Source organism: Erwinia sp. PPS120, assembly GCF_047918655.1.
Lineage (GTDB): Bacteria > Pseudomonadota > Gammaproteobacteria > Enterobacterales > Enterobacteriaceae > Erwinia > Erwinia tasmaniensis_A.
Genome location: NZ_JBLREF010000004.1, coordinates 22,104 through 43,230, shown reverse-complemented (window position 1 = coordinate 43,230; position 21,127 = coordinate 22,104). Strand labels below are relative to the sequence as shown.

At 55.2% G+C, this 21,127-nt stretch carries 24 protein-coding genes; 12 read left to right on the top strand and 12 right to left on the bottom strand.

Annotated elements, in window-relative coordinates:
* Window positions 1–4 precede the first annotated feature (4 nt).
* The 7 genes from ACLRGG_RS02070 to flgB all read right to left on the bottom strand — a co-directional run bounded on the left by ACLRGG_RS02070 (window position 5) and on the right by flgB (window position 5,117).
* Window positions 5–706 (bottom strand): flagellar basal body L-ring protein FlgH, encoded by a 702-nt coding sequence (locus ACLRGG_RS02070; RefSeq protein ID WP_416248194.1) that lies wholly within the window; start codon window positions 704–706, stop codon window positions 5–7.
* Window positions 707–814: 108 nt separating this feature from the next.
* A complete protein-coding gene (gene flgG / locus ACLRGG_RS02065) occupies window positions 815–1,597 on the bottom strand; it encodes a flagellar basal-body rod protein FlgG (protein WP_067703154.1) in 783 nt (260 codons plus the stop codon).
* A 17-nt stretch (window positions 1,598–1,614) separates the two neighbouring features.
* On the bottom strand, window positions 1,615–2,370 hold the full coding sequence (locus ACLRGG_RS02060) for a flagellar basal body rod protein FlgF (protein ID WP_067703151.1): 756 nt from the start codon (window positions 2,368–2,370) through the stop codon (window positions 1,615–1,617).
* Between the two features lie 21 nt (window positions 2,371–2,391).
* Window positions 2,392–3,591, bottom strand: a complete 1,200-nt coding sequence (gene flgE, locus ACLRGG_RS02055) for a flagellar hook protein FlgE (protein WP_416248193.1) — start codon at window positions 3,589–3,591, stop codon at window positions 2,392–2,394.
* Window positions 3,592–3,615: 24 nt separating this feature from the next.
* Complete coding sequence (gene flgD, locus ACLRGG_RS02050; protein ID WP_067703143.1) at window positions 3,616–4,284, bottom strand: flagellar hook assembly protein FlgD; 669 nt, start codon at window positions 4,282–4,284, stop codon at window positions 3,616–3,618.
* 11 nt (window positions 4,285–4,295) lie between these two features.
* Window positions 4,296–4,700, bottom strand: a complete 405-nt coding sequence (gene flgC / locus ACLRGG_RS02045; protein ID WP_416248192.1) for a flagellar basal body rod protein FlgC — start codon at window positions 4,698–4,700, stop codon at window positions 4,296–4,298.
* A gap of 3 nt (window positions 4,701–4,703) precedes the next feature.
* Window positions 4,704–5,117 carry a flagellar basal body rod protein FlgB gene (gene flgB / locus ACLRGG_RS02040; protein ID WP_067703137.1) on the bottom strand — a complete coding sequence of 138 codons (414 nt, stop codon included), beginning with the start codon at window positions 5,115–5,117 and terminating at the stop codon, window positions 4,704–4,706.
* Between the two features lie 155 nt (window positions 5,118–5,272).
* On the opposite strand from flgB, the gene flgA reads away from it, so the two are divergent.
* From flgA to flgN, 3 genes are all read left to right on the top strand, one after another.
* Entirely contained in the window at window positions 5,273–5,941 is a 669-nt protein-coding gene (gene flgA, locus ACLRGG_RS02035) for a flagellar basal body P-ring formation chaperone FlgA (protein WP_416248191.1), read from the top strand.
* Window positions 5,942–6,042: 101 nt separating this feature from the next.
* Window positions 6,043–6,339 (top strand): flagellar biosynthesis anti-sigma factor FlgM, encoded by a 297-nt coding sequence (gene flgM, locus ACLRGG_RS02030; RefSeq protein WP_416248190.1) that lies wholly within the window; start codon window positions 6,043–6,045, stop codon window positions 6,337–6,339.
* Window positions 6,340–6,343: 4 nt separating this feature from the next.
* The gene (flgN, locus tag ACLRGG_RS02025; RefSeq protein ID WP_416248189.1) at window positions 6,344–6,775 is read left to right on the top strand and encodes a flagellar export chaperone FlgN; all 432 of its coding nucleotides are present in this window, start codon (window positions 6,344–6,346) and stop codon (window positions 6,773–6,775) included.
* A 70-nt stretch (window positions 6,776–6,845) separates the two neighbouring features.
* On the opposite strand, the gene murJ is transcribed toward flgN, so the two are convergent.
* From murJ to rimJ, 3 genes are all read right to left on the bottom strand, one after another.
* Window positions 6,846–8,384 carry a murein biosynthesis integral membrane protein MurJ gene (murJ, locus tag ACLRGG_RS02020; protein ID WP_345831325.1) on the bottom strand — a complete coding sequence of 513 codons (1,539 nt, stop codon included), beginning with the start codon at window positions 8,382–8,384 and terminating at the stop codon, window positions 6,846–6,848.
* 255 nt (window positions 8,385–8,639) lie between these two features.
* The gene (locus ACLRGG_RS02015; protein WP_416248188.1) at window positions 8,640–9,566 is read right to left on the bottom strand and encodes a Gfo/Idh/MocA family protein; all 927 of its coding nucleotides are present in this window, start codon (window positions 9,564–9,566) and stop codon (window positions 8,640–8,642) included.
* A 24-nt stretch (window positions 9,567–9,590) separates the two neighbouring features.
* A complete protein-coding gene (gene rimJ / locus ACLRGG_RS02010) occupies window positions 9,591–10,190 on the bottom strand; it encodes a ribosomal protein S5-alanine N-acetyltransferase (RefSeq protein ID WP_416248187.1) in 600 nt (199 codons plus the stop codon).
* Window positions 10,191–10,580: 390 nt separating this feature from the next.
* Here rimJ and grxB point away from each other — a divergent pair, with 390 nt between their 5' ends.
* From grxB to solA, 7 genes are all read left to right on the top strand, one after another.
* Window positions 10,581–11,228, top strand: coding sequence for a glutaredoxin 2 (grxB, locus tag ACLRGG_RS02005; protein WP_416248186.1), 648 nt, complete (start codon window positions 10,581–10,583; stop codon window positions 11,226–11,228).
* A gap of 149 nt (window positions 11,229–11,377) precedes the next feature.
* On the top strand, window positions 11,378–11,944 hold the full coding sequence (locus ACLRGG_RS02000; protein WP_416248185.1) for a lipoprotein: 567 nt from the start codon (window positions 11,378–11,380) through the stop codon (window positions 11,942–11,944).
* 245 nt (window positions 11,945–12,189) lie between these two features.
* Window positions 12,190–13,236 (top strand): dihydroorotase, encoded by a 1,047-nt coding sequence (pyrC, locus tag ACLRGG_RS01995; RefSeq protein WP_416248263.1) that lies wholly within the window; start codon window positions 12,190–12,192, stop codon window positions 13,234–13,236.
* Window positions 13,237–13,319: 83 nt separating this feature from the next.
* Window positions 13,320–13,565 (top strand): DNA damage-inducible protein I, encoded by a 246-nt coding sequence (dinI, locus tag ACLRGG_RS01990; RefSeq protein ID WP_416248184.1) that lies wholly within the window; start codon window positions 13,320–13,322, stop codon window positions 13,563–13,565.
* A gap of 135 nt (window positions 13,566–13,700) precedes the next feature.
* The gene (locus ACLRGG_RS01985; RefSeq protein ID WP_416248183.1) at window positions 13,701–13,976 is read left to right on the top strand and encodes a hypothetical protein; all 276 of its coding nucleotides are present in this window, start codon (window positions 13,701–13,703) and stop codon (window positions 13,974–13,976) included.
* 217 nt (window positions 13,977–14,193) lie between these two features.
* Window positions 14,194–14,448: a biofilm formation regulator BssS gene (gene bssS, locus ACLRGG_RS01980; protein ID WP_067703098.1), complete on the top strand. Its 255-nt coding sequence runs from the start codon at window positions 14,194–14,196 to the stop codon at window positions 14,446–14,448.
* 106 nt (window positions 14,449–14,554) lie between these two features.
* The gene (gene solA, locus ACLRGG_RS01975) at window positions 14,555–15,667 is read left to right on the top strand and encodes an N-methyl-L-tryptophan oxidase (protein WP_416248262.1); all 1,113 of its coding nucleotides are present in this window, start codon (window positions 14,555–14,557) and stop codon (window positions 15,665–15,667) included.
* 107 nt (window positions 15,668–15,774) lie between these two features.
* On the opposite strand, the gene proP is transcribed toward solA, so the two are convergent.
* Both proP and trhO read right to left on the bottom strand, forming a co-directional pair.
* The gene (gene proP, locus ACLRGG_RS01970; RefSeq protein ID WP_416248182.1) at window positions 15,775–17,244 is read right to left on the bottom strand and encodes a glycine betaine/L-proline transporter ProP; all 1,470 of its coding nucleotides are present in this window, start codon (window positions 17,242–17,244) and stop codon (window positions 15,775–15,777) included.
* Between the two features lie 411 nt (window positions 17,245–17,655).
* Entirely contained in the window at window positions 17,656–18,708 is a 1,053-nt protein-coding gene (gene trhO / locus ACLRGG_RS01965; RefSeq protein ID WP_416248181.1) for an oxygen-dependent tRNA uridine(34) hydroxylase TrhO, read from the bottom strand.
* Window positions 18,709–18,916: 208 nt separating this feature from the next.
* Between trhO and ACLRGG_RS01960 the strand changes: the two genes are divergently transcribed.
* Window positions 18,917–20,011, top strand: a complete 1,095-nt coding sequence (locus ACLRGG_RS01960) for an NADH:flavin oxidoreductase/NADH oxidase (protein WP_416248180.1) — start codon at window positions 18,917–18,919, stop codon at window positions 20,009–20,011.
* A gap of 164 nt (window positions 20,012–20,175) precedes the next feature.
* Entirely contained in the window at window positions 20,176–21,099 is a 924-nt protein-coding gene (locus ACLRGG_RS01955; protein WP_416248179.1) for a Kdo(2)-lipid IV(A) acyltransferase, read from the top strand.
* Window positions 21,100–21,127: the final 28 nt, after the last annotated feature.

Genomic DNA, 21,127 nt, shown 5'->3' with positions numbered 1-21,127 from the left:
CCTCTTAGTACGGTGACAGGTTCAGGAAGAACCGTTGCAGCCAGCCCATGGTCTGCGCTTCATTGATATAGCCGTTGCCGACGTATTCAATGCGGGCATCCGCCACCTGCGTCGACACCACGCTATTGCTACCGCTGATGGTGCGCGGGTTAACGACGCCCGAGAAGCGGATAAACTCCGTCCCCTGGTTAATCTCGATCTGCTTCTCACCGACGACTTTCAGGTTACCGTTTGGCAATACCTGATTAACGGTCACGGTAATGGTGCCGGTAAAGGTGTTATTCGCAGTCGCGCCGCCCTTGCCGGCAAAGTCATTCTTACCGCTGGCGTCAAGATTGGTTTTGCTGCCGCCCAGCAGCCCGGTCAGGGCACTTGGTAAGGCGGTCAGGCCCAGCGTACTGCTGCCATCACGCCCTGCTGACGCAGTCGAGCTTTTGCTCGCGCTGACGTTTTCCTGCAGTGTAATGGTCAGCGTATCGCCGATATTACGCGGGCGTCGATCTTCGAACAGCGGCTGATAGCCGTAGTTCATCGGCATCACGCCCTGAAAAATAGAACCGTTAACCACCATTGGCGAAGCAGGCAGCGGCTGGGCCGTTGTCGACCCATCGACCAGTGGCTTACGGGGAACTAAAGCACAACCGTTAAGCGTCAGGAGCAGCGTCGCTACCAATAAACGTCCAGGCACTGAAATTTGCTTCGCCATGGAATCACTACCTTTAATAATCAGAAGTTCTTTTATTTACGGCCGGGCAAGCCCGGCCGCTATCATCTTAAAATCCGCCCCAACATCAGTCGGGTTGCCGTGGCGATATTACAGCTGCGTCAGCTTGGCCAGCATCTGATCGGAGGTGCTGATGGCCTTACTGTTGATCTCATAAGCGCGCTGCGTCTGGATCATACTCACCAGCTCTTCCGCAACGTTGACGTTGGACGTTTCCACATAGCCCTGATAGAGCAGACCCGCGCCGTTATTACCGGGCGTACTGTCCGTAGGCGCGCCGGAGGCCTGGGTTTCCTGATAGAGGTTTTCACCCTTACTTTCCAGGCCAGCGTCGTTAATAAAGGTGCTCAGCGTCAGCTGCCCAACCTGTACCGGCTGCGTCTGGCCCTGCTGGGTGACGCTGACCACGCCATCGCGTCCCACGGTCATGCTCAGGGCGTTAGCCGGGATGGTAATCGCGGGCTGCACCGGGAAACCGCCGTTGGTCACCAGCTGACCGTTCTGATCGGTCTGGAAGGAGCCGTCGCGGGTATAGGCCAGCGTGCCGTCGGGCATCTGTACCTGGAAGTAACCCTGACCGCTGATCGCCACGTCTTTCGACGAATCCGTTTTGTTCAGGTTACCCTGAGTATGTAAGCGCTCGGTGGCGACCGGACGCACACCCGTACCCAGCTGCATGCCAGAGGGCAGCGTTGTCTGCTCAGAGGACTGCGCGCCAGGCTGGCGAATAGTTTGGTACATCAAATCTTCGAACACCGCACGCTGGCGTTTAAAGCCGTTGGTGCTGACGTTGGCCAGGTTGTTCGAGATGACGTCCATATTTGTTTGCTGGGCGTCAAGGCCGGTTTTGGCAATCCACAAAGAACGGATCATTTAGGTTTCCTCTGCACTTAGCTCATTGACAGCAGCTGATTAGCACGTTGTTCATTCTCATCGACGCTTGAGATCACTTTCATCTGCATCTCGAAGCGGCGTGCGTTGGCGATCATATCGACCATGGTTTCTACCGGTTTGACGTTGCTGCCTTCCAGTACGCCAGGCATTACCTGTATGGTCGGGTCGCTTTGCAGGACGGCACCGCGCTGCGTCTGCGCGCTCGCGGTCAGACGGAACAGTCCGTCATCCCCGCGAGTCACTTCATTGCCGGTGGCTTTCACCAGCTTCAGACGTCCCAGCTGGACAGTGGCATTCGGCGGATCGCCCGGGTTCAGCGCGGTAATAGAGCCATCAGCGGCAATGGTCACCTCAGAGCCCTGCGGTACGGCAATCGGTCCACCGTCGCCCATCACCAGGTTACCCTGGATGGTGAGCTGTCCGGCCGGGTCCAGCTCCATATTTCCGTTGCGCGTATAGGCTTCGCTGCCATCAGGCGCACGCACGGCCAGCCAGCCGTCCTCACGCACGGCAACATCCAGCGGGCGCTCGGTATAGTCCAGCGACCCCTGCGACATGTCAGCACCGGGTGTTGATGCGGTGACCAGCGTGCGCGTTGGCAGCGAAAGCCCCTGCACTGGCACCGCACGCAGCGCGTTAAGCTGCGCACGGAAGCCGGGTGTTGAGGCGTTGGCCAGGTTACTGGCCGTCACTGCCTGCTGTTCGAGGGTCTGACTGGCAGCCCCCATGGCGGTATATATCGCGTGATCCATAAGACGATCCTGTTAGCCGAATTAACGCAGGTTGACCAGGGTGTTGAGGATCTGGTCCTGAGTTTTGATGGTCTGAGCGTTAGACTGATAGTTACGCTGGGCGACGATCATATTGACCAGCTCCTTACTCAGGTCGACGTTGGATGACTCCAGCGCGCCTGCGGTCAGGGTGCCCAGGTTACCGGTACCGGCAAGCCCGACCAGAGCCTGACCGGATGAGTTGGTCGCAGACCAGACGTTGTTACCCTCTGACTTGAGTCCTTCCGGGTTGGCGAAGTTAGCCAGCGCGATCTGACCCAGCGTCTGGGTCTGTTCGTTTGAGTAGTTCCCCACCACGGTGCCATCGTTATTGATCTGGTAGCTGGTCAGCTCGCCCGGCTTGTAACCGTCCTGAGTTGGGTTACCAAAGGTGCTGGTGCCGGTATTCTGCTGCTGGCTGTTCAGCATGCTCAGCGAAAACGTTTGGGCTGCCGAACCGTTCAGCGAGGCCATGCTCAGCGTCTGGGTGGCGTCGGAGGTCAGCTGACCGCTGCTGTTAAAGGTCATGTTAAACGAACCGGCGGCAGCTCCCGTGCTGGCATCCTGCGCGTTAACGGTCCAGTTGTTATCGCTCGACTTGACGAAATAGAGATTCATGGTGTGGGCGTTACCCAGTGAATCGTAAGTCGTCATTGAAGCTTTGCTGTTGTAGGAATCAACGTTGGTTGCATCAAAAGGCGTCGTTGTAGGAACGCTGTCGGTTGAGTTCAGGTTAGCCACCAGCGCTGCCGTGGTGGTCGCTTTCGCTGACATCGCGGTGGTCGGTACGCTCAGCGCGACCGGCGTCGCCCCGGTCTGGACGGTTGGTGGCGTGCCGGTTGCCGGATAGCCGGTCAGCTGCAGGCCCGCTGCGTTAACGATATTACGGTTTTCATCCAGCGTGAACTGACCATTACGGCTGTAGTAAACCGCGCCGGTGGTGTCGGTCATGCGGAAAAAGCCAGACTGGCTGATCGCCACATCCAGCCCACGGCTGGTAGAGGTGGTAGTACCGTCGTTGAAGTCCTGCGTGACCGCCGCAACTTTTACGCCCAGTCCAACCTTGGAGTCGGCAAACATATCCGCAAAGGAGACGGTGGCGGATTTAAAGCCCACGGTCGCGGAGTTCGCAATGTTGTTACCTATTACGTCAAGATTGCTGGAGGCGGCGTTAAGGCCGCTGACTGCCTGTGAAAATGCCATGTGTAATCTCCTGGAAAGGGTTAATTAAATAATCTGACGAACGTTCGCGACGGTACTGGTACCCATCGTACCGAGGTCTAAAACGGCACCGCTCGTGTCGTTAGTCACCCCATTAACCAGTGCATAATTCAGCGGCTGCGCAACCAGTTGACCGGTCGCGTTGCTGGCGCTGATTGACACGCTGTATTTACCATCTGCCGCTGCCGTGCCATCGGATGACGAGCCATCCCATGAGAAGGTGTGCACGCCCGCAGTCAGCGCACCCAGATTGATGGTCTGCACCACCTTGCCTGTCGAATCGCTGATGGTGGCCGTGGTGGCGGTAGAGGCCTGCTCCAGACTGACGCCAAACGGCGTGGTCTGACTGCTGCCCACTAAGACCTGCGAGCCATCAACCATCACGCCTTTACCGATAAGCGCGGAGGCCTGCAGAGACTGCCCGCTGTTGATCTGCCCGGAGATCGATCCCAGCGTGGTATTCAGTTTTTCAATGCCGCTCAGGGTATTGATCTGCGCCAGCTGGGTGGTCAGCTGACTGTTATCCATTGGATTAGTCGGGTCCTGGTTTTTTAACTGTGTGACCAAAAGCGTTAAAAAGTTACTTTGAAGATCGGCAGACGACGTATCGGTGGTCGAGGTGGTGGTAATTGAGCTGTTATCCAGCTTTTCATTTACGCCTACAGCAATGCCCATTAGCGAGCTCCTTATTGACCCATCGTCAGGGTTTTCATCATCATTTGCTTAACGGTGTTTAACACTTCGACGTTAGCCTGGTAGCTGCGTGAGGCCGAAAGGGTGTTCACCGTTTCCCCGACTACGTCCACGTTAGGCATTTTTACGTAGCCTTTCGCATCCGCCATGGGATTGCCCGGTTCATAAACCAGCTTTGCTGGCGTGGGATCGTCAACCACCTGGGAAACACGTACGCCGCCGGTGGGTGAGCCAGGCAAAGCATTGGTCTGAAAGACCACCTGCTTTGCCACATACGGCTGACCGTCAGGCCCGGTAACGCTGTCGGCGTTCGCCAGGTTACTGGCACTGACGTTTAGCCGCTGCGACTGCGCGTTCATCGCCGATCCCGCAATATCAAAAATATTGAGTAAAGACATCGATTATTGCCCCTGTAGCACGGACATCATGCTTTTAATCTGACTGCTGATAACGGTCAGATCGGTCTGATATTTCAGGCTGTTGTCCGCAAACTGCGTACGTTCGCGGTCCATATCAACCGTGTTGCCATCCATCGACGGCTGATCCGGTATCCGGTACATCAGGTCCATGGAGGCGGGCTGCAGCGTTTCTGCGGGAATATGGCGTGCCGACGTAACCGCCAGCGACAGCCCCGATCCTTGTGCCCGCCCCTGCTCCATCACCTTGTTCATCTGACTGGCGAAATCAATATCGCGAGCCTGATAGCCTGGGGTGTCAGCATTGGCGATGTTAGATGCCAGGATTTCCTGCCGCTGGGCACGCAGGTTTAACGCTTCGGTATTAAACCTGAGTGCCGCGTCCAGTTTGTCGAGCATGCGTCCTCCGCAAATGAGAATTTAGAGCTGACAGCATAATCGCGTGGGGGAAAGAGTTATCGTCAGAATAGCGCCTAAAAGCGTTGCTAATTTGCGCCTTGACCTGAGGCAACAGTCAGTACAATGGCTTTCATGTTGAGATGCGGGAAGAGAAAATGCGCGCCTTAAGCCTGCTGGTATTATGCCTGACCGGACTGCTGACGCTGTCGGCCAGCGCCGAAGACCTGACCGGTCAGTTAAATCAATTTTTTAAATCCCGCTATGGGGAAAATGGGCAGCATGCCGATACCCTTAGCGTGGTAGTGAAAACGCCGCAGGCACAATGGCCCGACTGCGCCGCTCCGCAGTTCTCACTCCCCGGCAACAGCCGGATGTGGGGCAGCATGAGCGTCGCCGCAAACTGTGGACAGAACCGCCGTTACATTCAGGTACAGGTTCAGGTGACCGGCGATTACATCGTCGCCGCCCGTCAGGTTCCCCGCGGTACGTCCCTTACCCCCGCCGACGTTAAAGTTGAACATGGCCGGCTGGATACCCTGCCCGCCCGCGCGGTGATGTCAGCGGACGAGGTAGCTGATGCGGTCACCCTGCGCGATTTTTTGCCCGGTCAGCCGGTTACGCTGATGATGGTCAGACAGCCCTGGCGGGTTAAGGCGGGCCAGAACGTCACCGTTACCGCCAGCGGCGAGGGCTTTAACGTCTCCAGCGAAGGGCAGGCGATGAATAATGCCACCGCCGCCCAGCTGGTCCGCGTACGAATGAGTTCAGGGCAGATTGTGAATGGTAAAGTTGGCGCGGATGGGAATATTCTGATAACGCTATAAAGGACTAAAGATGGCTTCAGTTCTGCCGATAGTGTAATTAACAGGCATAGTACACTTATCTTATCTGGCCGCTTTCAGGCCCGAGCATACAGGAGCCAGACATGAGCATCGACAGAACTCAACCCTTGAACCCGGCGGCTACCGTTCAGACGCGTGATACTAACGAAACGGCAGCACCGAAGGCACGTCAGGTCGAGACGAAAACCACCCCGTCCGCTACCCAGGTCGTACTGAGCGGCGCGCAGTCACAGCTGACCAAATCCAGCGCGCAGGATATCAATACCGCGCGCGTGGAAGAGCTGAAAACCGCCATTCGCAATGGCGACCTGAAAATGGACAGCGGCAAAATCGCCGATGCCCTGATTCAACAGGCAAAAGATTCGATAGAAGGTAACTAACCGGATGGATAAGCTGCTCACCGCGCTTGATAAAATGCTTGAAGTGCTATCGAACCTGGCCGACGTCATGATGGCTGAGCAGCAACAGCTCTCAGCCGGACAGGTCAACAGCAGCTTACTCCAGCGTATTACCGAAGATAAAAGCTCCCTGCTGGCCACGCTCAATTTTATTGAGCAGCTGAGACGCGATGCGGAGAAAGAAGCCGGGCTATATTCGCCCTATAGCCTCCAGCCGGAGATGGCCAGGCGCTGGGCCGCCATCCAGGAGCAGACCGTTAAGCTGCGGGATACCAACCTGCACAACGGTCTGCTGCTCAATCACCAGATTGGCTTTACCGAGCAGGCGCTGGCGGTACTTAAACCGCACCAGACGCAAAAATTCTATGGCCCGGACGGTCAGGCAACCTCAAGCAGTTTTATCAGCCGTAAAGTCTGACTAACGTTTCCGCCCTGCCTTACCGAACCGCTTCCGACCCCGGCGCAGCACACGTTGCGCCGGGGTCTTTTTATGATGCCGTACGCCGCGCGTAATCGCTTACGCGAAAGCCCAGCAGCGCCAGAACGATGAAATAGACGCCGCCGCCCACCGCACAGACGCCCGCCAGTCGCACCAGCCGCCAGAGCATATTGCCGCTCGCCCAGTCCGGCATAATCATCATCATACCGACCAGCGCAGCGGCCATCGCGACTACCGCCAGCAGCAGGCGTACCAGGAAGCTTGTCCAGCCCGGCTGGGGCTGAAAGATTTTTTGCTTACGCAACTGCCAGTAGAGCAGTGAGGCATTCAGGCAGGCCGCCAGCCCAATTGACAGCGACAGCCCGGCATGCTTAAGCGGACCGATAAAAGCCAGATTCATCAGCTGGGTCACTATCAGGGTGACAACGGCAATTTTAACCGGCGTCTTGATGTTCTGACGTGAGTAGAAACCGGGAGCCAGTACCTTCACCACGATGAGTCCCATCAGGCCAACTGAGTACGCCACCAGCGCCCGCTGAGTCATTGAGGCATCAAAGGCGGTGAACTTTCCGTACTGAAACAGTGCCACGGTGAGCGGTTTTGCCAGGATCCCCAGTGCGACCGCGCTGGGCAACGCCAGCAGGAAACAGAGCCTTAACCCCCAGTCCATCAGGCGGGAATATTCGTCATGATTGCCGCTGGAAAAGCTTTTCGCCAGGGAGGGCAGCAGAATAGTGCCCAGCGCCACGCCCAGAACGCCGGAGGGGAACTCCATCAGGCGGTCAGCGTAGTACATCCAGGAGACGGAACCGGAAACCAAAAACGAGGCGAAAATGGTGTTGATAATCAGTGATATCTGGCTGACCGATACGCCAAGTATCGCTGGCCCCATCTGGCGCATCACCCGCCAGACGCCTGCGTCCTTAAGATTGAGTCGCGGCAGCACCAGCATGCCAATTTTCCGAAGGTGCGGCAGCTGATAACCCAGCTGTAGCACGCCGCCCGCGACCACGGCCCACGCCAGTGCCAGCACGGGGGGATGGAAATGGGGTGCGGCGAACAGGGCAAAACCGATCATACTGACGTTTAACAGCGTCGGAACGAACGCAGGCACCGAAAAGCGGTTCCAGGTATTCAGGATCGCACCCGCCAGCGATGCGAGAGAAATAAGCAGGATATAGGGAAAGGTGATGCGCAGCAGGGACGAGGTCAGGGCAAATTTATCTGCCGTATCGGCAAATCCCGGCGCGGTAATCAGAATAACCCAGGGTGCGGCCAGCATGCCCAGCACCGTGACCAGCGCCAGTGCCAGCGTGAGCAGGCCGGAGACATAGGCAACAAAGATTCTGGTCGCCTCTTCCCCCTTCTGACTTTTGTATTCCGCCAGGATCGGCACAAACGCCTGAGAAAACGCGCCCTCAGCAAAGATACGCCGCAGCAGGTTGGGCAGTTTAAACGCCACAAAAAATGCATCCGTTGCCATCCCGGCACCAAATATTCTTGCCACTATGGCATCGCGGGCAAATCCCAGCACGCGCGAAAACAGGGTCATCGAGCTGACCGCCGCTAGCGATTTCAACAGGTTCATGGTCTTCCTGATTCTTGGTGATAAATAACGATGTACAACACGGCTGAGCACAAATCTTTCGCACTCGGGTCGGCATAGTCTACTGATGCTGAAGGAAATAACCACCGTCGTTTGTTACAGCGGATTATTGTGTGTGTCATCGGGTCAGGGCGGAGGAGGCGCGGCGCCTGACTGGCATTCACTTACAGGCCGCTATGCCTGGTTATGTGCGGTGTTTTCGCCTTACGGCATCACTCTGTGCGACATGATAATGCATCATTCGCACTCGCTTTCACGCCACAGTTTTTCAACGATACGCTGCGCCATCAGCGCCTGGTCACCCGAGGTCTGCGGCTGCGTCTGATTTTGCACGCAGTCGATAAAATGGTGCGCCGCACCGGTAAAACCACGCAGTTGCGACGTGGTTTGCCAGCCGGGGACAGGATCGACAATCAGCTCGCCGCCGCTTTGCTGCTGAAAATCGCGCATGTCACTGACGCTCCAGACGCTGCCATCCGTAATGGCCATGACGGATTCACGATCGGTTCCCGCCCGACGGTGCATGCTGGTCGTTATCCTTGCCTGCCCCACCTTAAAGTGATGCTCCGCATACAGCATTTCGCCCTGGTCGCTGGTCAGCAAACATCCGCCCTGAACCTGACCCACCCCGCCGCTTAGCCACAGCGCCGTATCCACCACGTGCAAATAATCATCCAGCAGGGTAAAAAACAGATCGCGCGGACCGATGCTATTGCTACGATGCTTATCCATTCTTAGCGACGCCAGCGGCAGACTGAACTGCTTTTTCAGCTGGAGATAGCGTGGCGCAAACCGGCGGTTAAACGCTACCATCAGCCTGCGCCCCCGGCGATGAGCCAGTTCCACCAGCTGTTCCGCTTCCTGTAACGTTGCTGCCAGTGGTTTATCCACGCAGACATCCACACCCGCCAGCAGCAGCTGTTTGACGATAGCGAAATGCGTCTCGGTTGAGGTGTGAACGAACGCGGCATCACAGCTGGCGGCCAGTGCATCCAGCTGCGAGAAAAGCGGTATTCGGTAGCTGTCACAGATAATTTTCGCTTTTTGCTGGCTGGGGGAATATGCCCCGGCAATATGCCAGTCCGTCGCCTGCGTCACCACCGGTAGCCAGGCTTTCTGCGCAATATTACCCAGACCAACAATGCCTATACGAAGTTGACTCATTACGTAGCCTCTCGCTTATGTGCGTCAGGAGGGTTTTCCACGACGTTCAGGTGTCCATTCGCTGGCGGTCAGGGCCGTTAGCACGTGATCCTGCCAGCGACCATCAATCAGCAGGTAATCCTTTGCATAGCCCTCTTTAACAAAACCCAGCCGTGTCAGTAAATCGCCGCTGCGATGATTATGCGGCATGTAATTTGCCATAATGCGGTGGATCCGCTGCTGCCGCTGCATATAGCGGATCGCCGACTGTAGCGCCTCAAGCATCATGCCCTGTCCCTGCCACTGCTGCCCCAGCGAATAGCCCAGATAGCAGGCATGGAAGGACCCCCGCACCACATTGCTGAAATTAGCCACGCCGCGAACTGCATTCTCTTCCGGATCCATCACCATAAAATAGAATGCGCTGCCCTGGCGATGCATTTCGGCGATCAGACCGAGCCTGGCCTGCCAGCCAGAGGGGTAACAGTGGCTTTCGTCACGTACCGGCTCCCAGGGTTTAAGAAAAGCGCGGTTTTCTGCGTAATAGTCTGCCAGTCGCCAGGCATCGCGCTCATGGACCAGACGGACGACCAGTCTGTCCGTCGTCAGGCGCACTTTCGGCGCAGCGGATCGGTAGCCAAACATCATTTCTCCTGAATTGGCCAGATGACATTAATAAAGTCATGCCACACCACACCCGTGATACCGTTCAGAAAAGAACGTCGGGCGGGGGGATGACTGACCCCACTATAGCCGCCCGCAGCGCGACAGGTAACTGGATCCCGTTAAAAACCTCTAAACTTTTACATTCGCACGTACGAGCTGTGGGCAATACTGCAACACGATATTGCCTGCCCCGACTGTGCGCCATACACGGGGTGGAAGGTTATGAACCTTGTGGTGTGTCGCCTGTGGGTGGGCGCAGCGGGCGTACCCCACCCGGGCCGCGTCTTTATTCCGCCGTTAGTTTGCCCTGTCCGCTAATCTCTTCCATACTTACCCTTTGTAAATTCAGCATAATTCGAGGAGAGTTACTTGAAACTTTACATCTACGACCACTGTCCGTTCTGCGTCAAAGCCCGTATGATTTTCGGCCTGAAAAACATCCCCGTTGAGCTGGTAGTGATGCTCAGTGACGATGAGGCCACGCCAAAGAAACTGATTGGTCAGAAAATGGCGCCGATCCTGATGAAAGAAGATGGCAGCTGCATGCCCGAAAGCCTGGATATCGTCGCCTGGGTGGATCAGAAGCATGGCGAACCTCTGCTGACCGGCTCCACCAATCCCGCCATTGGTGAATGGCTGCGCCGCGTTAATGGCTATCTCAATAAACTGTTGCTGCCGCGCATTGCTGCGGCATCCTTTGCAGAATTTGCCACTCCCGAGGCGCGCCGCTACTTCCATGATAAAAAGGAAGCCAGCCAGGGCAGTTTTGATGAACTTAAAAAACATGCTGACGGCTATATCAAGAACGTTAATGACGATCTTCGCAAGCTCGATAAGCTTATCGTCCAGCCGAACGCGGTAAACGGTGAACTCTCTCTGGATGATATTCACCTGTTCCCCGTGCTGCGCTCACTCAGCCTTATCGCAGGTATTGAATACCCCAGCCGGGTAGCGGATTACCGCGACAATATGGCTAAACAGACCCAAATCAATGTGTTATCTTCGATAGCCGCCTGATTGATCGGGGCCGCGACGTGCGGTCCTGCGTCATTTTTTACCTGTTTCCCCCTTCTTAATCAGTTCTCCTGGTGACGCCGGCCCGAATGTCGTGCAAGCTATTGTTTTGCGCCAGAAGGTACTGGCTGCACGCTCCCAGGAGGATAGCTATGAAAAAGATTGCCCTGGCGCTTTGCGCCCTTTTTTTGTCCGGTCTGCTGGCTGGTTGTAATCAGCTTACGCAGTACACCATCAGTGAGCAGGAAGTGAATCAGGCCCTGCAAAAACACAATAATTATGAAAAGCAGATTGGCGTAGCCGGGCTGGTTGATGCGCATATCGTCCTGACCGATCTCAGCAGTCAGATTGGTCGTGAAGAACCGAATAAAGTGACGCTCTCCGGCAATGCACAGGTCAATATCAGCTCGCTGTTTGGCCCGCAGCAGGCCACCATGAAGCTGACTATGAAGGCGCTGCCGTTCTACGACAAAGATAAAGGCGCGGTATTCCTGAAAGATATGGAGCTGGTAAACGTTCAGGTCGAGCCTGAAAAGATGCAGGGCGTACTGAAGACCTTAACGCCCTATCTTAACCAGTCGCTGAAGGACTATTTCAATCAGAAACCGGCCTGGGTACTGAGTACCGATCGCAGTAAGGCTGAATCGCTGGCAAAACGTTTCGCTAAAGGACTTGAAGTCAAACCCGGCGAACTGGTTATCCCCTTCACCGAGCGTTAAGCGACTTAAGAGGCGCGCTGTGCCGCCGCGCAAGCCGGCGCGTCTCTGCCCCCCGGCCCATTCTCTCCGCTTCGCAGAGGCTGTCACCGTCGTTATTTACCGCCAGCAGGCGCTTTTGTGCTGGAAGATGTTTTTTTTATCGATGACACACAAACCTGGTGCATTCAGCCCGCTTTATCCCTATGCTTGATACCCGGCCAAATCCAGCCATCACTGACTGATTTCACTTCTGCCGGAGCACGATGATGACAACACTTCCCCAGCAACTCCTGATCCGCCGCCCTGACGACTGGCATATCCATTTGCGTGACGACGAGATGCTGCAAACCGTGCTGCCCTATACGAGCAAAGTGTGTGGTCGGGCGATTGTAATGCCTAACCTGGTCCCGCCTGTCACCAGCGTGGCGGCTGCCGTTGCGTATCGTGAACGAATTCTGGCTGCGCGCCCTGCCGGGCACGACTTCACCCCCCTGATGACCTGTTACCTGACGGACACGCTGGATGCCGGTGAACTGGAAACCGGCTTCCGCAACGGCGTTTTCACTGCCGCCAAGCTTTATCCCGCCCATGCCACCACCAACTCCAGCCATGGCGTAACGAATATCGCCAGCATTGCTACGGTGCTGGAGCGTATGCAGAAGATCGGTATGCCGCTGCTGGTCCATGGCGAAGTGACCGGTGCGGATATAGATATCTTTGACCGCGAGGCGCGCTTTATTGAAACGGTGATGATCCCGCTGCGCAGGCAGTTTCCGGCATTAAAAGTGGTGATGGAACATATCACCACCCGGGAAGCCGCCGCCTTCGTTCAGGAGGGCGACCGCCTGCTGGCGGCCACCATCACGCCTCAGCATCTGATGTTTAACCGTAACCATATGCTGGTCGGCGGCATCCGGCCTCATCTGTACTGCCTGCCGATATTAAAGCGCAACGTTCATCAGCAGGCGCTGCGTGACGTGATTGCCAGCGGCAACGATCGCTTCTTCCTTGGCACCGACACGGCTCCCCATCTGCAACACCGCAAAGAGTCCAGTTGCGGCTGCGCCGGTGTATTTAATGCGCCCACCGCGCTGTCCGCCTATGCGACCGTGTTTGAGGAGATGAACGCCCTTGCGCATTTTGAGGCCTTTTGCTCGCTAAACGGACCGCGCTTTTACGGCCTGCCGCACAATGAAGGAACGATTAAGCTGGTTCGCAAACCCTGGAAAGTAGCCGAAATCATTGCGCTGGGTAATGACCGCCTGATCCCCTTCCTGGCGGGCGAGACGCTTAACTGGACGGTAGAACTTTAACGCCGGCCAGGCTTCGTTTTAGAAAGTGATTGCCTCTGCGTTAAATACTGTATATATTCACAGTAACTTAATCGGAGGCTGTTATGCGTGTTGAAGTTACCGTTGCAAAAACTACTTCTCTTCCCGCCGGCGCCATTGATGCGCTCTCAAATGAGTTAATCAAGCGCATTGATAAGCAGTTTCCGGAATCGCCGAACAGCGTCTCCGTCCGTTATGCCGGGTCCAATAATTTGACCGTTATGGGCGGCGGTAAAGAAGCCAGAGAGCGCGTCACGGAAATTCTCCAGGAAACCTGGGAAAGCGCTGACGACTGGTCCATCACCGACTGATTCAAGTTTGTGCCGTAGCTTGCCGGGTTTTGCCATCCGGCCTTTTTGTTTTTCACCTTTTCCCCTCGCCGTAACGTCTCTGCCGTTGTAGACTGATTTGGATCACCTGACCCAGGCTCAGAAGAGGAACCTGTCATGACGCCTGAAACCCCCGAAGAAGCGATGACATTTGGTGAATTACTGGGACTGATTGCCGACCAGCAACGACGCCTCAGCGTATTGGAAATTGCTTTTTCCTCCCTTTCATTTTGCCTGGATGAGAAAGCTGTTTTATTACTGACGCAGCGTTTACGGCTGGAGGCGCAAAATCACGACCGTGATGAAAATATGCAGCAGCATTTTTCCCGGCTGGCGGAAGAAGTTGAAAAGCATCGTGCGCCGATCAATATACCACTTCAAAGTGATAACTGATCCCCCCTTTTTAAACGCGCCGGCGCGATTAATGTCCTGAAGATGCCCTGATGAAATAAGAACCAATTAAAACACCCAGTCATCCTGTGGGTAAATTTTCATTCAGCCAAATTCAAAATCCCTGTTATAGTTAAACGGCTCTGTGAAAAAAAGACCGCATTGAACCTCGATAAATCACTTCGTTGTCATCATTAACACGAATAATAAGGGGATCATAATGGACAGAAACAAAGACGTTATCCAGACACATCCCCTCGTTGGGTGGGATATCAGTACCGTAGACAGCTACGATGCAATGATGATCCGGCTACATTCCCTTACCTCAAACGAGCAGCAGTCCGAAGAGGCTGAAGTGGGACAAACCTATTGGTTAACCACTGATGTCGCCAGACAATTTATCTCTATCCTTGAAGCCGGTATCGCCAAGATAGAAGCCACGGAATATCAGGATCGCGATTACAAAAAGCATTAGTCTGATTTGGCTTTATCTTAAGGGCACCCAACAGGGTGCCTTTTTCATTACTGCGACAGTTTGCTATTCTGCATGCCTCACCTGATTACTAAGGACCCGGATGCAGATGGTTTATGATTTAATCGTAGTAGGCAGCGGATCGGTTGGCGCGGCTGCGGGCTTGTACGCTACGCAGGCCGGACTGAAGGTGCTGATGATTGACCGGCATCATCCTCCCCATCAGCAGGGTAGCCATCATGGTGAAACGCGGCTGATCCGTCATGCTTATGGCGAGGGCGCGTACTATGTTCCGATGATCCTGCGCGCACAGCAGCTGTGGGACAAGCTGGAAGCCGAATGCGGCGAGCGCATTATGCATCGCTGTGGCGTGATTAATCTGGCTCCCGACGATTCAGCCTTTATGCGTAATATCCGCCACAGCGTCAGTCAGTTTGCTCTTGAAACAGAAACGCTTAGCGCTGATGACGTGAACCGCCGCTGGCCTCAGCTCAGCGTTCCACCTGGCTATACCGGCATTTTTGAACCCCATTCCGGCTACCTGAAATCCGAGCTGGCGATCCGCCATATGATTCGGCTGGCGAAAGAGGCAGGCTGTGCGCAGCTGTTTAACTGCGGCGTGGACGCGCTTGAAGAACGCGATGGGTTACAATGGGTTAGCACCGCTGATGGTGACTATTGCGGGCGCAAACTGCTGATTAGCGCCGGAACCTGGGTGAAATCCCTGCTACCCTCACTACCCGTCACGCCGGTAAGAAAAGTGTTTGCCTGGCATCAGGCGGATGGACGCTACAGCGAAAATAACCGATTCCCGGCTTTTACCGTTGAAACGCCTGACGGCGGGCAGTTTTACGGTTTCCCGGCGGATAACAATGCCATTAAGATTGGCAAACACAACGGCGGTCAGCCCATTACGTCACCTGAACAACGCAAACCTTTCGGCTCCGTCGCCGAAGATGGCAGCGAGCTCTTCTCTTTTCTGCGCCAGTTCTTACCGGGCGTGGGGGTCTGTCTGCGGGGAGAAGCCTGCACTTACGATAATACGCAGGATGAAAACTTTATTATTGATACGCTACCCGGTTCGCCGGACCGACTTATTATTAGCGGCCTGAGCGGACATGGTTTTAAATTTTCAACCCTGTCAGGCGAAATAGCGGCAGATTTTGCCCAGGGTAAATCTTCTCAATTTGATTTATCGCCGTTTAGTCTTTCACGCTTATGATTAGCCTGGTAACGATTATTAAAAACGCCCTGCCAGCGCATCGCTTACAGGGCGTGACTTACCGTCTGATTTAACCGGGCCACGCCCGGTTTTTTATCGGGGTACCGTTATTTCGGCGTATTAAGCGCAGCATCTTTCTTTTTCTGCCGCAGACGAAGCTTCTTAATTAGCTTATGGGCTTCTGCCTCATTAGCCACCGCCGGAGCCGATCCATTAAGCGGTTTCCGCGCCGTTTCACGCATGGTAAATACGGTAATGACGCCAATAACCCCTGCACCCATTAAATAGTAAGCCGGCATCATCAGATTGTGTGTTGTACTGACCAGCCAGGTGGTAATCAGCGGCGTGGTACCCCCGAACAGCGAAACGGAAAGGTTAAAACCAATGGCCAGCGCGCTGTAGCGAATATCGGTGGCGAACAGTGCCGGAAGCGTGGCAGGCATCGAACCGCTAAAGCAGGTATGAATCGCCCCAAGGATAATCAGGCCCACGAATACCCATAGCATATTACCTGAACCTATCAGCATCAGGCAGGGTATCGCCATCACTATCAGGGCAACCGCACCTCCCCAAATAACCGGTCGACGGCCCAGACGATCGTTCCAGTGCCCCCAGAACAGCGTCAGCGGCATCATGACAAACATTACCACCAGGATCAGCAGCAGGCTGCTCATTTCACTCAGCCCCAGAATCCCGGTCAGGTAGCTCGGCATATAGGAGGTCAGCATATAGTTAGAGACGTTAAACAGCAGCACCAGACCAATGCACTTTAGCATTTGTGCGCGATACTTGCTTAACATCTGAAACAGCGTCAGGCGGGGTTTGCTGTGCTCCAGCGCTTCCTGTTTTTCCATATGCTTCTGGAAAGCGGGCGTCTCTTCCAGCTTAAGACGCACATACAGACCAAACAGGCCCAGCGGAGCGGCAATAAAGAAGGGTACGCGCCAGCCCCAGTCTAATAACGTCTGTTCCGGCATAAATGCGGTGAGAGCCGTGACCAGCCCGGCCCCCAGCAAGTAACCTCCGAGCGTACCAAATTCCAGGAAGCTGCCCATAAAGCCGCGTCGGTTATCGGTCGAATATTCCGCGATAAAGGTTGCGGCACCACCGTATTCACCCCCGGTAGAAAAGCCCTGTACCAGCCTGGCGACCAGCAGCAGGATCGGTGCCAGAATGCCTATCTTCTCGTAGCTGGGGATGATGCCGATGCAAAAGGTCCCGATGGACATCATGATCATGGTGATCGCCAGCACTTTTTGACGACCAATTCGGTCGCCGAGTGGACCGAACACCAGGCCACCCACCGGACGCACCAGAAAGGCCGCCGCGAAGGCACCAAAGGTCGCCAGCAGCTGTGCTGCCGCACTGCCGCCGGGGAAGAACACCTTACCAATGGTGACGGCAAGATAGCTGTAAACCCCAAAATCGAACCACTCCATGGCGTTCCCCAGAGCAGCAGCGCCCACGGCGCGCTTTAGCATATCACCGTCAACGATAGTGATATCTTCGAAGCTCAGCTCTTTTGGCTTCTTTGGCTTTTGCCAGAAATGCTTCTTCTGTTTTTCTGTGGTGCTCATACAGTCTCCATGAGTAAGGGTGAGCAGCGTTATAGCTTTCGTTGCCGGTGAAGAGCGAACTAAAGGGAAAGAAAGCTATAAAGCAGCGGATTGCGACAGGGCGAAGGTGTTAACACGCATAGGCAAGTTTTCTTTACGGATATTTACTTTAGTAGACGACCTGATTTATTTCAAGTTTGTGATAGCTATCGCTTTAATGGCAAATTATTTGGCGTATGCGGTGACCCCGTGGCCAGCGCGTCCAGGGCTGATACAAGCGTTAAACAGAGCCAGCCGTTCGTCTGGCTCCTGTACGCCAGCGGCCTGTAGCGGGGAGCGCTGGCGTATGGTCAGGTTAGCGGTCCGGATCGGGGATCGCCGTTATCGTCAGGTTAGCGGTCCGGATCGGGGATCGTTGGCGCTATTGTCTGGTTAACGATCGGACTCCGGGATCTTTAAGGTCATATTTAATAAGCCACGCGACTTGTTAAAAACTTTGTTGCCGTTTTCACGGCCAGCCCGACGCGCGCGCTGCTCTTCCGGCGTCAGGATCAGCTCTTCCATACAGAGCGGGCTACAGCAGTGCTGGTACTTTTCCGCACAGGTTGGACACTGGATAAATAGCAGGTGGCAGCCATCGTTTTTGCAGTTGACGTGGTTATCGCACACCGCGCCGCACTGGTGACAGTGCGCGATCACCTCTTCTGAAATACGTTCTCCCATCCGCTCGTCAAAGACAAAGTTTTTGCCTCTGAAGCGTACGGGCAGCCCCTGCTCACGCGCACGTCGGGCATATTCGATAATCCCGCCTTCAACGTGATAAACGTTCTCAAAACCGTTATGTCGCATCCAGGCGCTGGCCTTCTCACAGCGAATCCCGCCGGTGCAGTACATAACAATTTTTTTGTCCTTGTTGTCCTGCAGCATATCGACAGCCATCGGCAGCTGGTCACGAAAGGTATCGGCAGGGATCTCGAGCGCATTCTCGAAATGGCCCACTTCATACTCATAGTGGTTACGCATATCGACAAATATCGCCTCGGGATCGTCCAGCATGGCGTTCACCTCGTTCGCTTTGAGGTAGTCGCCCACATCGCTGGCATCAAAGGAATCATCGGTGATGCCATCCGCTACGATGCGTTCGCGCACCTTCAGGCGCAGCACCCAGAATGACTTACCGTCATCGTCCAGCGCGATGTTCATTCGCAGGTTATCCAGCGCCGGATGGAAGGTATAAAGCATCGCTTTCATCGCGTCGTACTGGCTGGCAGGTACGCTAATCTGGGCGTTGATGCCTTCGGCCGCAACGTAGACGCGGCCAAAAACCTTAAGCCGGGTCAGCGCCACATAGAGCGCGTCGCGAAAGGCTTTCGGATCGTCCAGGGTGAAATATTTATAAAAAGAGACGGTGGTACGCGGCTCGGTTTCGGCCAGCATGCGCGCCCTCAGCTCTTCATTGGAAACAAGGTTATGTAACACTGGCATGGTGTTCGTTCCTGCATTCATGAGAGAAATTTTGCGGCGGCTATGATACCTGAATGAGCCGGAAATCAAACCAGATTCGTCAGTGACTGCCAGGTTACTTAAAAGGACGTATTTAGCGTTTAAAGCATAGCCTGATCAACATCACAAAAATAAGCGCCTATAGTTAGCCTGTTCAGTTTAGAACTGTGATTAATACCGGAGAAAATTCATGAGTCACCTTTTCAGCCCGATAAATCTGGGTAAGCTCTCCCTGGAAAACCGCATCGCCGTCGCCCCGATGTGTCAGTATTCCGCCGAACAGGGGCGCGCCACCGCCTGGCACCGCATTCATCTGGGCCACCTCGCCCTTTCCGGTGCAGGCTTGCTGATCCTTGAGGCCTCTGCCGTCGAGGCGGCGGGCCGCATTACGCCTCAGGATCTGGGGCTGTGGAACGATGATACCGAACAGGCTCTGGCAGATGTGCTGAAGGACGTGCGCCAGTATTCTTCTATTCCGCTGGGCATTCAGCTGTCACACGCGGGTCGTAAGGCGTCAACTGACGCTCCCTGGCACGGCGGCGGTTTTTTACAGCCTGAACAGGGTGGCTGGCAGACCTCTGCCCCTTCAGCTGTGCCTTTCAATGATACGGATGGCACGCCGGAGGCGTTAACCATCGCGCGCATTGAAGAGATCAAACAGGGCTTTATCGACAGCGCCATTCGCGCCGACCGGCTGGGGCTGGATTTGATCGAGGTGCATGCAGCACACGGCTATCTGCTGCATCAGTTCCTGTCACCTCTGTCTAACACGCGTGAGGATAAGTACGGTGGCTCGCTTGAAAACCGTATGCGCCTGACGCTGGAGATTTTCCGTGAGATCCGTCGCGTGTTCCCGGCGAATAAGCCGGTGGGCGTACGCATTTCTGCTACCGACTGGGTAGAGGGTGGCTGGGATACAGAACAGTCTGTGGCACTGAGTCAGGCGCTGGAAAAGGAAGGCTGTGCTTACATTCACGTTTCCAGCGGCGGCCTGTCGCCAAAACAGCAGATCGCGGTCGGCCCCAACTATCAGGTGCCTTTTGCAACGGCGGTTAAGCAGGCCGTAGCTATCCCGGTTATCGCCGTTGGACTGATAACCGATCCGGAACAGGCAGAAGCCGTACTGGCCGACAATCAGGCTGATATGGTGGCGCTTGCCAGGGGGATGCTGTATGACCCACGCTGGCCATGGCACGCCGCCGCGAAACTGGGGGCAAAAGTTAACGCACCCGAGCAGTACTGGCGTTGTGAGCCCCATGAAGTAAAAGGCCTGTTTAAATCCTGACCGGGATCACTGTCCCACTGCGGTGGGACTTTAACCGCATCATTCACAATAACCTTGCCGATACCGCGATAATTTCAGTTTGTTCTTAAAAAATGGCACAATAGGCCATAATTGTTCACGTCCGGCCCGCATAATGGTGCCCCTTTATTTTACTCTGGAAACTCATGACTCAGCTGCCTCAATTTTCGCGTGCGTTGCTGCATCCACGTTATTGGTTTACCTGGTTTGGTATCGGTTTACTTTACCTGTTGGTACTGTTGCCCTACCCCGTTCTTTATTACGCCGGCTGCGGCCTTGGCCGGCTCTCCATGCGCTTTCTGCGCCGTCGCGTCTGGGTCGCGCGCCGCAATCTTGAGCTCTGCTTCCCCGCCATGCCGGAAGCCGAGCGCGAAGCAATGGTAGTCCGAAACTTTGAATCTGTTGGCATGGGCTTAATCGAAACCGGCATGGCATGGTTCTGGCCAGACTGGCGCATCAGGAAATGGTTTCAGGTCAGTGGTCTGGAACATATTGATAAGGCGCATCAGGACGGCAAGGGCGTATTGCTGATTGGCATGCATTTTCTGACGCTGGAGCTGGGCGCCCGAATATTCGGCATTCATAATCCCGGCATCGGCGTTTACCGCCCTAATGACAATGCCCTGCTGGACTGGCTGCAAACCTGGGGCCGGATGCGATCCAATAAAAGCATGCTCGACCGCCGTGACGTGAAAGGTATGATCCGGGCGCTTAAAAATGGCGATATTATCTGGTACGCTCCGGATCACGATTACGGACCAAAAAGCAGCGTATTCGTGCCCTTCTTTGGCGTGGAAAAAGCCGCATCAACCCGGGGCAGCTATCTGCTGATCCGCAGCGGCCAGCCAGCGGTGATCCCCTTTGTGCCGCGACGCCTGCCGCAGGGAAAAGGCTATGAAATGGTTATTCTGCCGGAAGAAACAGCCATCCCCCTTGATGATGAAGCGGCCACGGCGGCCAGGATGAACAAGGTGGTGGAGAACGGCGTACTCATGGCGCCTGAGCAGTATATGTGGCTGCATCGCCGTTTTAAAACGCGCCCCAAAGGCGAGCCCTCTCTCTACAAATAAGCGCCGGGACAGTCCGATAGCGATCGGA

Bases quoted from the DNA above. Each gene is read 5' to 3' on its own strand.
- murJ (WP_345831325.1), bottom strand. From the start codon at position 8,384: ATGAACCTGTTGAAATCGCTAGCGGCGGTCAGCTCGATGACCCTGTTT.
- rimJ (WP_416248187.1), bottom strand. From the start codon at position 10,190: ATGTTTGGCTACCGATCCGCTGCGCCGAAAGTGCGCCTGACGACGGAC.
- flgC (WP_416248192.1), bottom strand. From the start codon at position 4,700: ATGTCTTTACTCAATATTTTTGATATTGCGGGATCGGCGATGAACGCG.
- ACLRGG_RS01955 (WP_416248179.1), top strand. From the start codon at position 20,176: ATGACTCAGCTGCCTCAATTTTCGCGTGCGTTGCTGCATCCACGTTAT.
- ACLRGG_RS01960 (WP_416248180.1), top strand. From the start codon at position 18,917: ATGAGTCACCTTTTCAGCCCGATAAATCTGGGTAAGCTCTCCCTGGAA.
- pyrC (WP_416248263.1), top strand. From the start codon at position 12,190: ATGACAACACTTCCCCAGCAACTCCTGATCCGCCGCCCTGACGACTGG.
- bssS (WP_067703098.1), top strand. From the start codon at position 14,194: ATGGACAGAAACAAAGACGTTATCCAGACACATCCCCTCGTTGGGTGG.
- proP (WP_416248182.1), bottom strand. From the start codon at position 17,244: ATGAGCACCACAGAAAAACAGAAGAAGCATTTCTGGCAAAAGCCAAAG.
- trhO (WP_416248181.1), bottom strand. From the start codon at position 18,708: ATGCCAGTGTTACATAACCTTGTTTCCAATGAAGAGCTGAGGGCGCGC.
- flgE (WP_416248193.1), bottom strand. From the start codon at position 3,591: ATGGCATTTTCACAGGCAGTCAGCGGCCTTAACGCCGCCTCCAGCAAT.
- dinI (WP_416248184.1), top strand. From the start codon at position 13,320: ATGCGTGTTGAAGTTACCGTTGCAAAAACTACTTCTCTTCCCGCCGGC.
- solA (WP_416248262.1), top strand. From the start codon at position 14,555: ATGGTTTATGATTTAATCGTAGTAGGCAGCGGATCGGTTGGCGCGGCT.
- flgM (WP_416248190.1), top strand. From the start codon at position 6,043: ATGAGCATCGACAGAACTCAACCCTTGAACCCGGCGGCTACCGTTCAG.
- ACLRGG_RS02015 (WP_416248188.1), bottom strand. From the start codon at position 9,566: ATGAGTCAACTTCGTATAGGCATTGTTGGTCTGGGTAATATTGCGCAG.
- ACLRGG_RS02060 (WP_067703151.1), bottom strand. From the start codon at position 2,370: ATGGATCACGCGATATATACCGCCATGGGGGCTGCCAGTCAGACCCTC.
- ACLRGG_RS02000 (WP_416248185.1), top strand. From the start codon at position 11,378: ATGAAAAAGATTGCCCTGGCGCTTTGCGCCCTTTTTTTGTCCGGTCTG.
- flgN (WP_416248189.1), top strand. From the start codon at position 6,344: ATGGATAAGCTGCTCACCGCGCTTGATAAAATGCTTGAAGTGCTATCG.
- flgG (WP_067703154.1), bottom strand. From the start codon at position 1,597: ATGATCCGTTCTTTGTGGATTGCCAAAACCGGCCTTGACGCCCAGCAA.
- flgD (WP_067703143.1), bottom strand. From the start codon at position 4,284: ATGGGCATTGCTGTAGGCGTAAATGAAAAGCTGGATAACAGCTCAATT.
- ACLRGG_RS01985 (WP_416248183.1), top strand. From the start codon at position 13,701: ATGACGCCTGAAACCCCCGAAGAAGCGATGACATTTGGTGAATTACTG.
- flgA (WP_416248191.1), top strand. From the start codon at position 5,273: ATGCGCGCCTTAAGCCTGCTGGTATTATGCCTGACCGGACTGCTGACG.
- flgB (WP_067703137.1), bottom strand. From the start codon at position 5,117: ATGCTCGACAAACTGGACGCGGCACTCAGGTTTAATACCGAAGCGTTA.
- ACLRGG_RS02070 (WP_416248194.1), bottom strand. From the start codon at position 706: ATGGCGAAGCAAATTTCAGTGCCTGGACGTTTATTGGTAGCGACGCTG.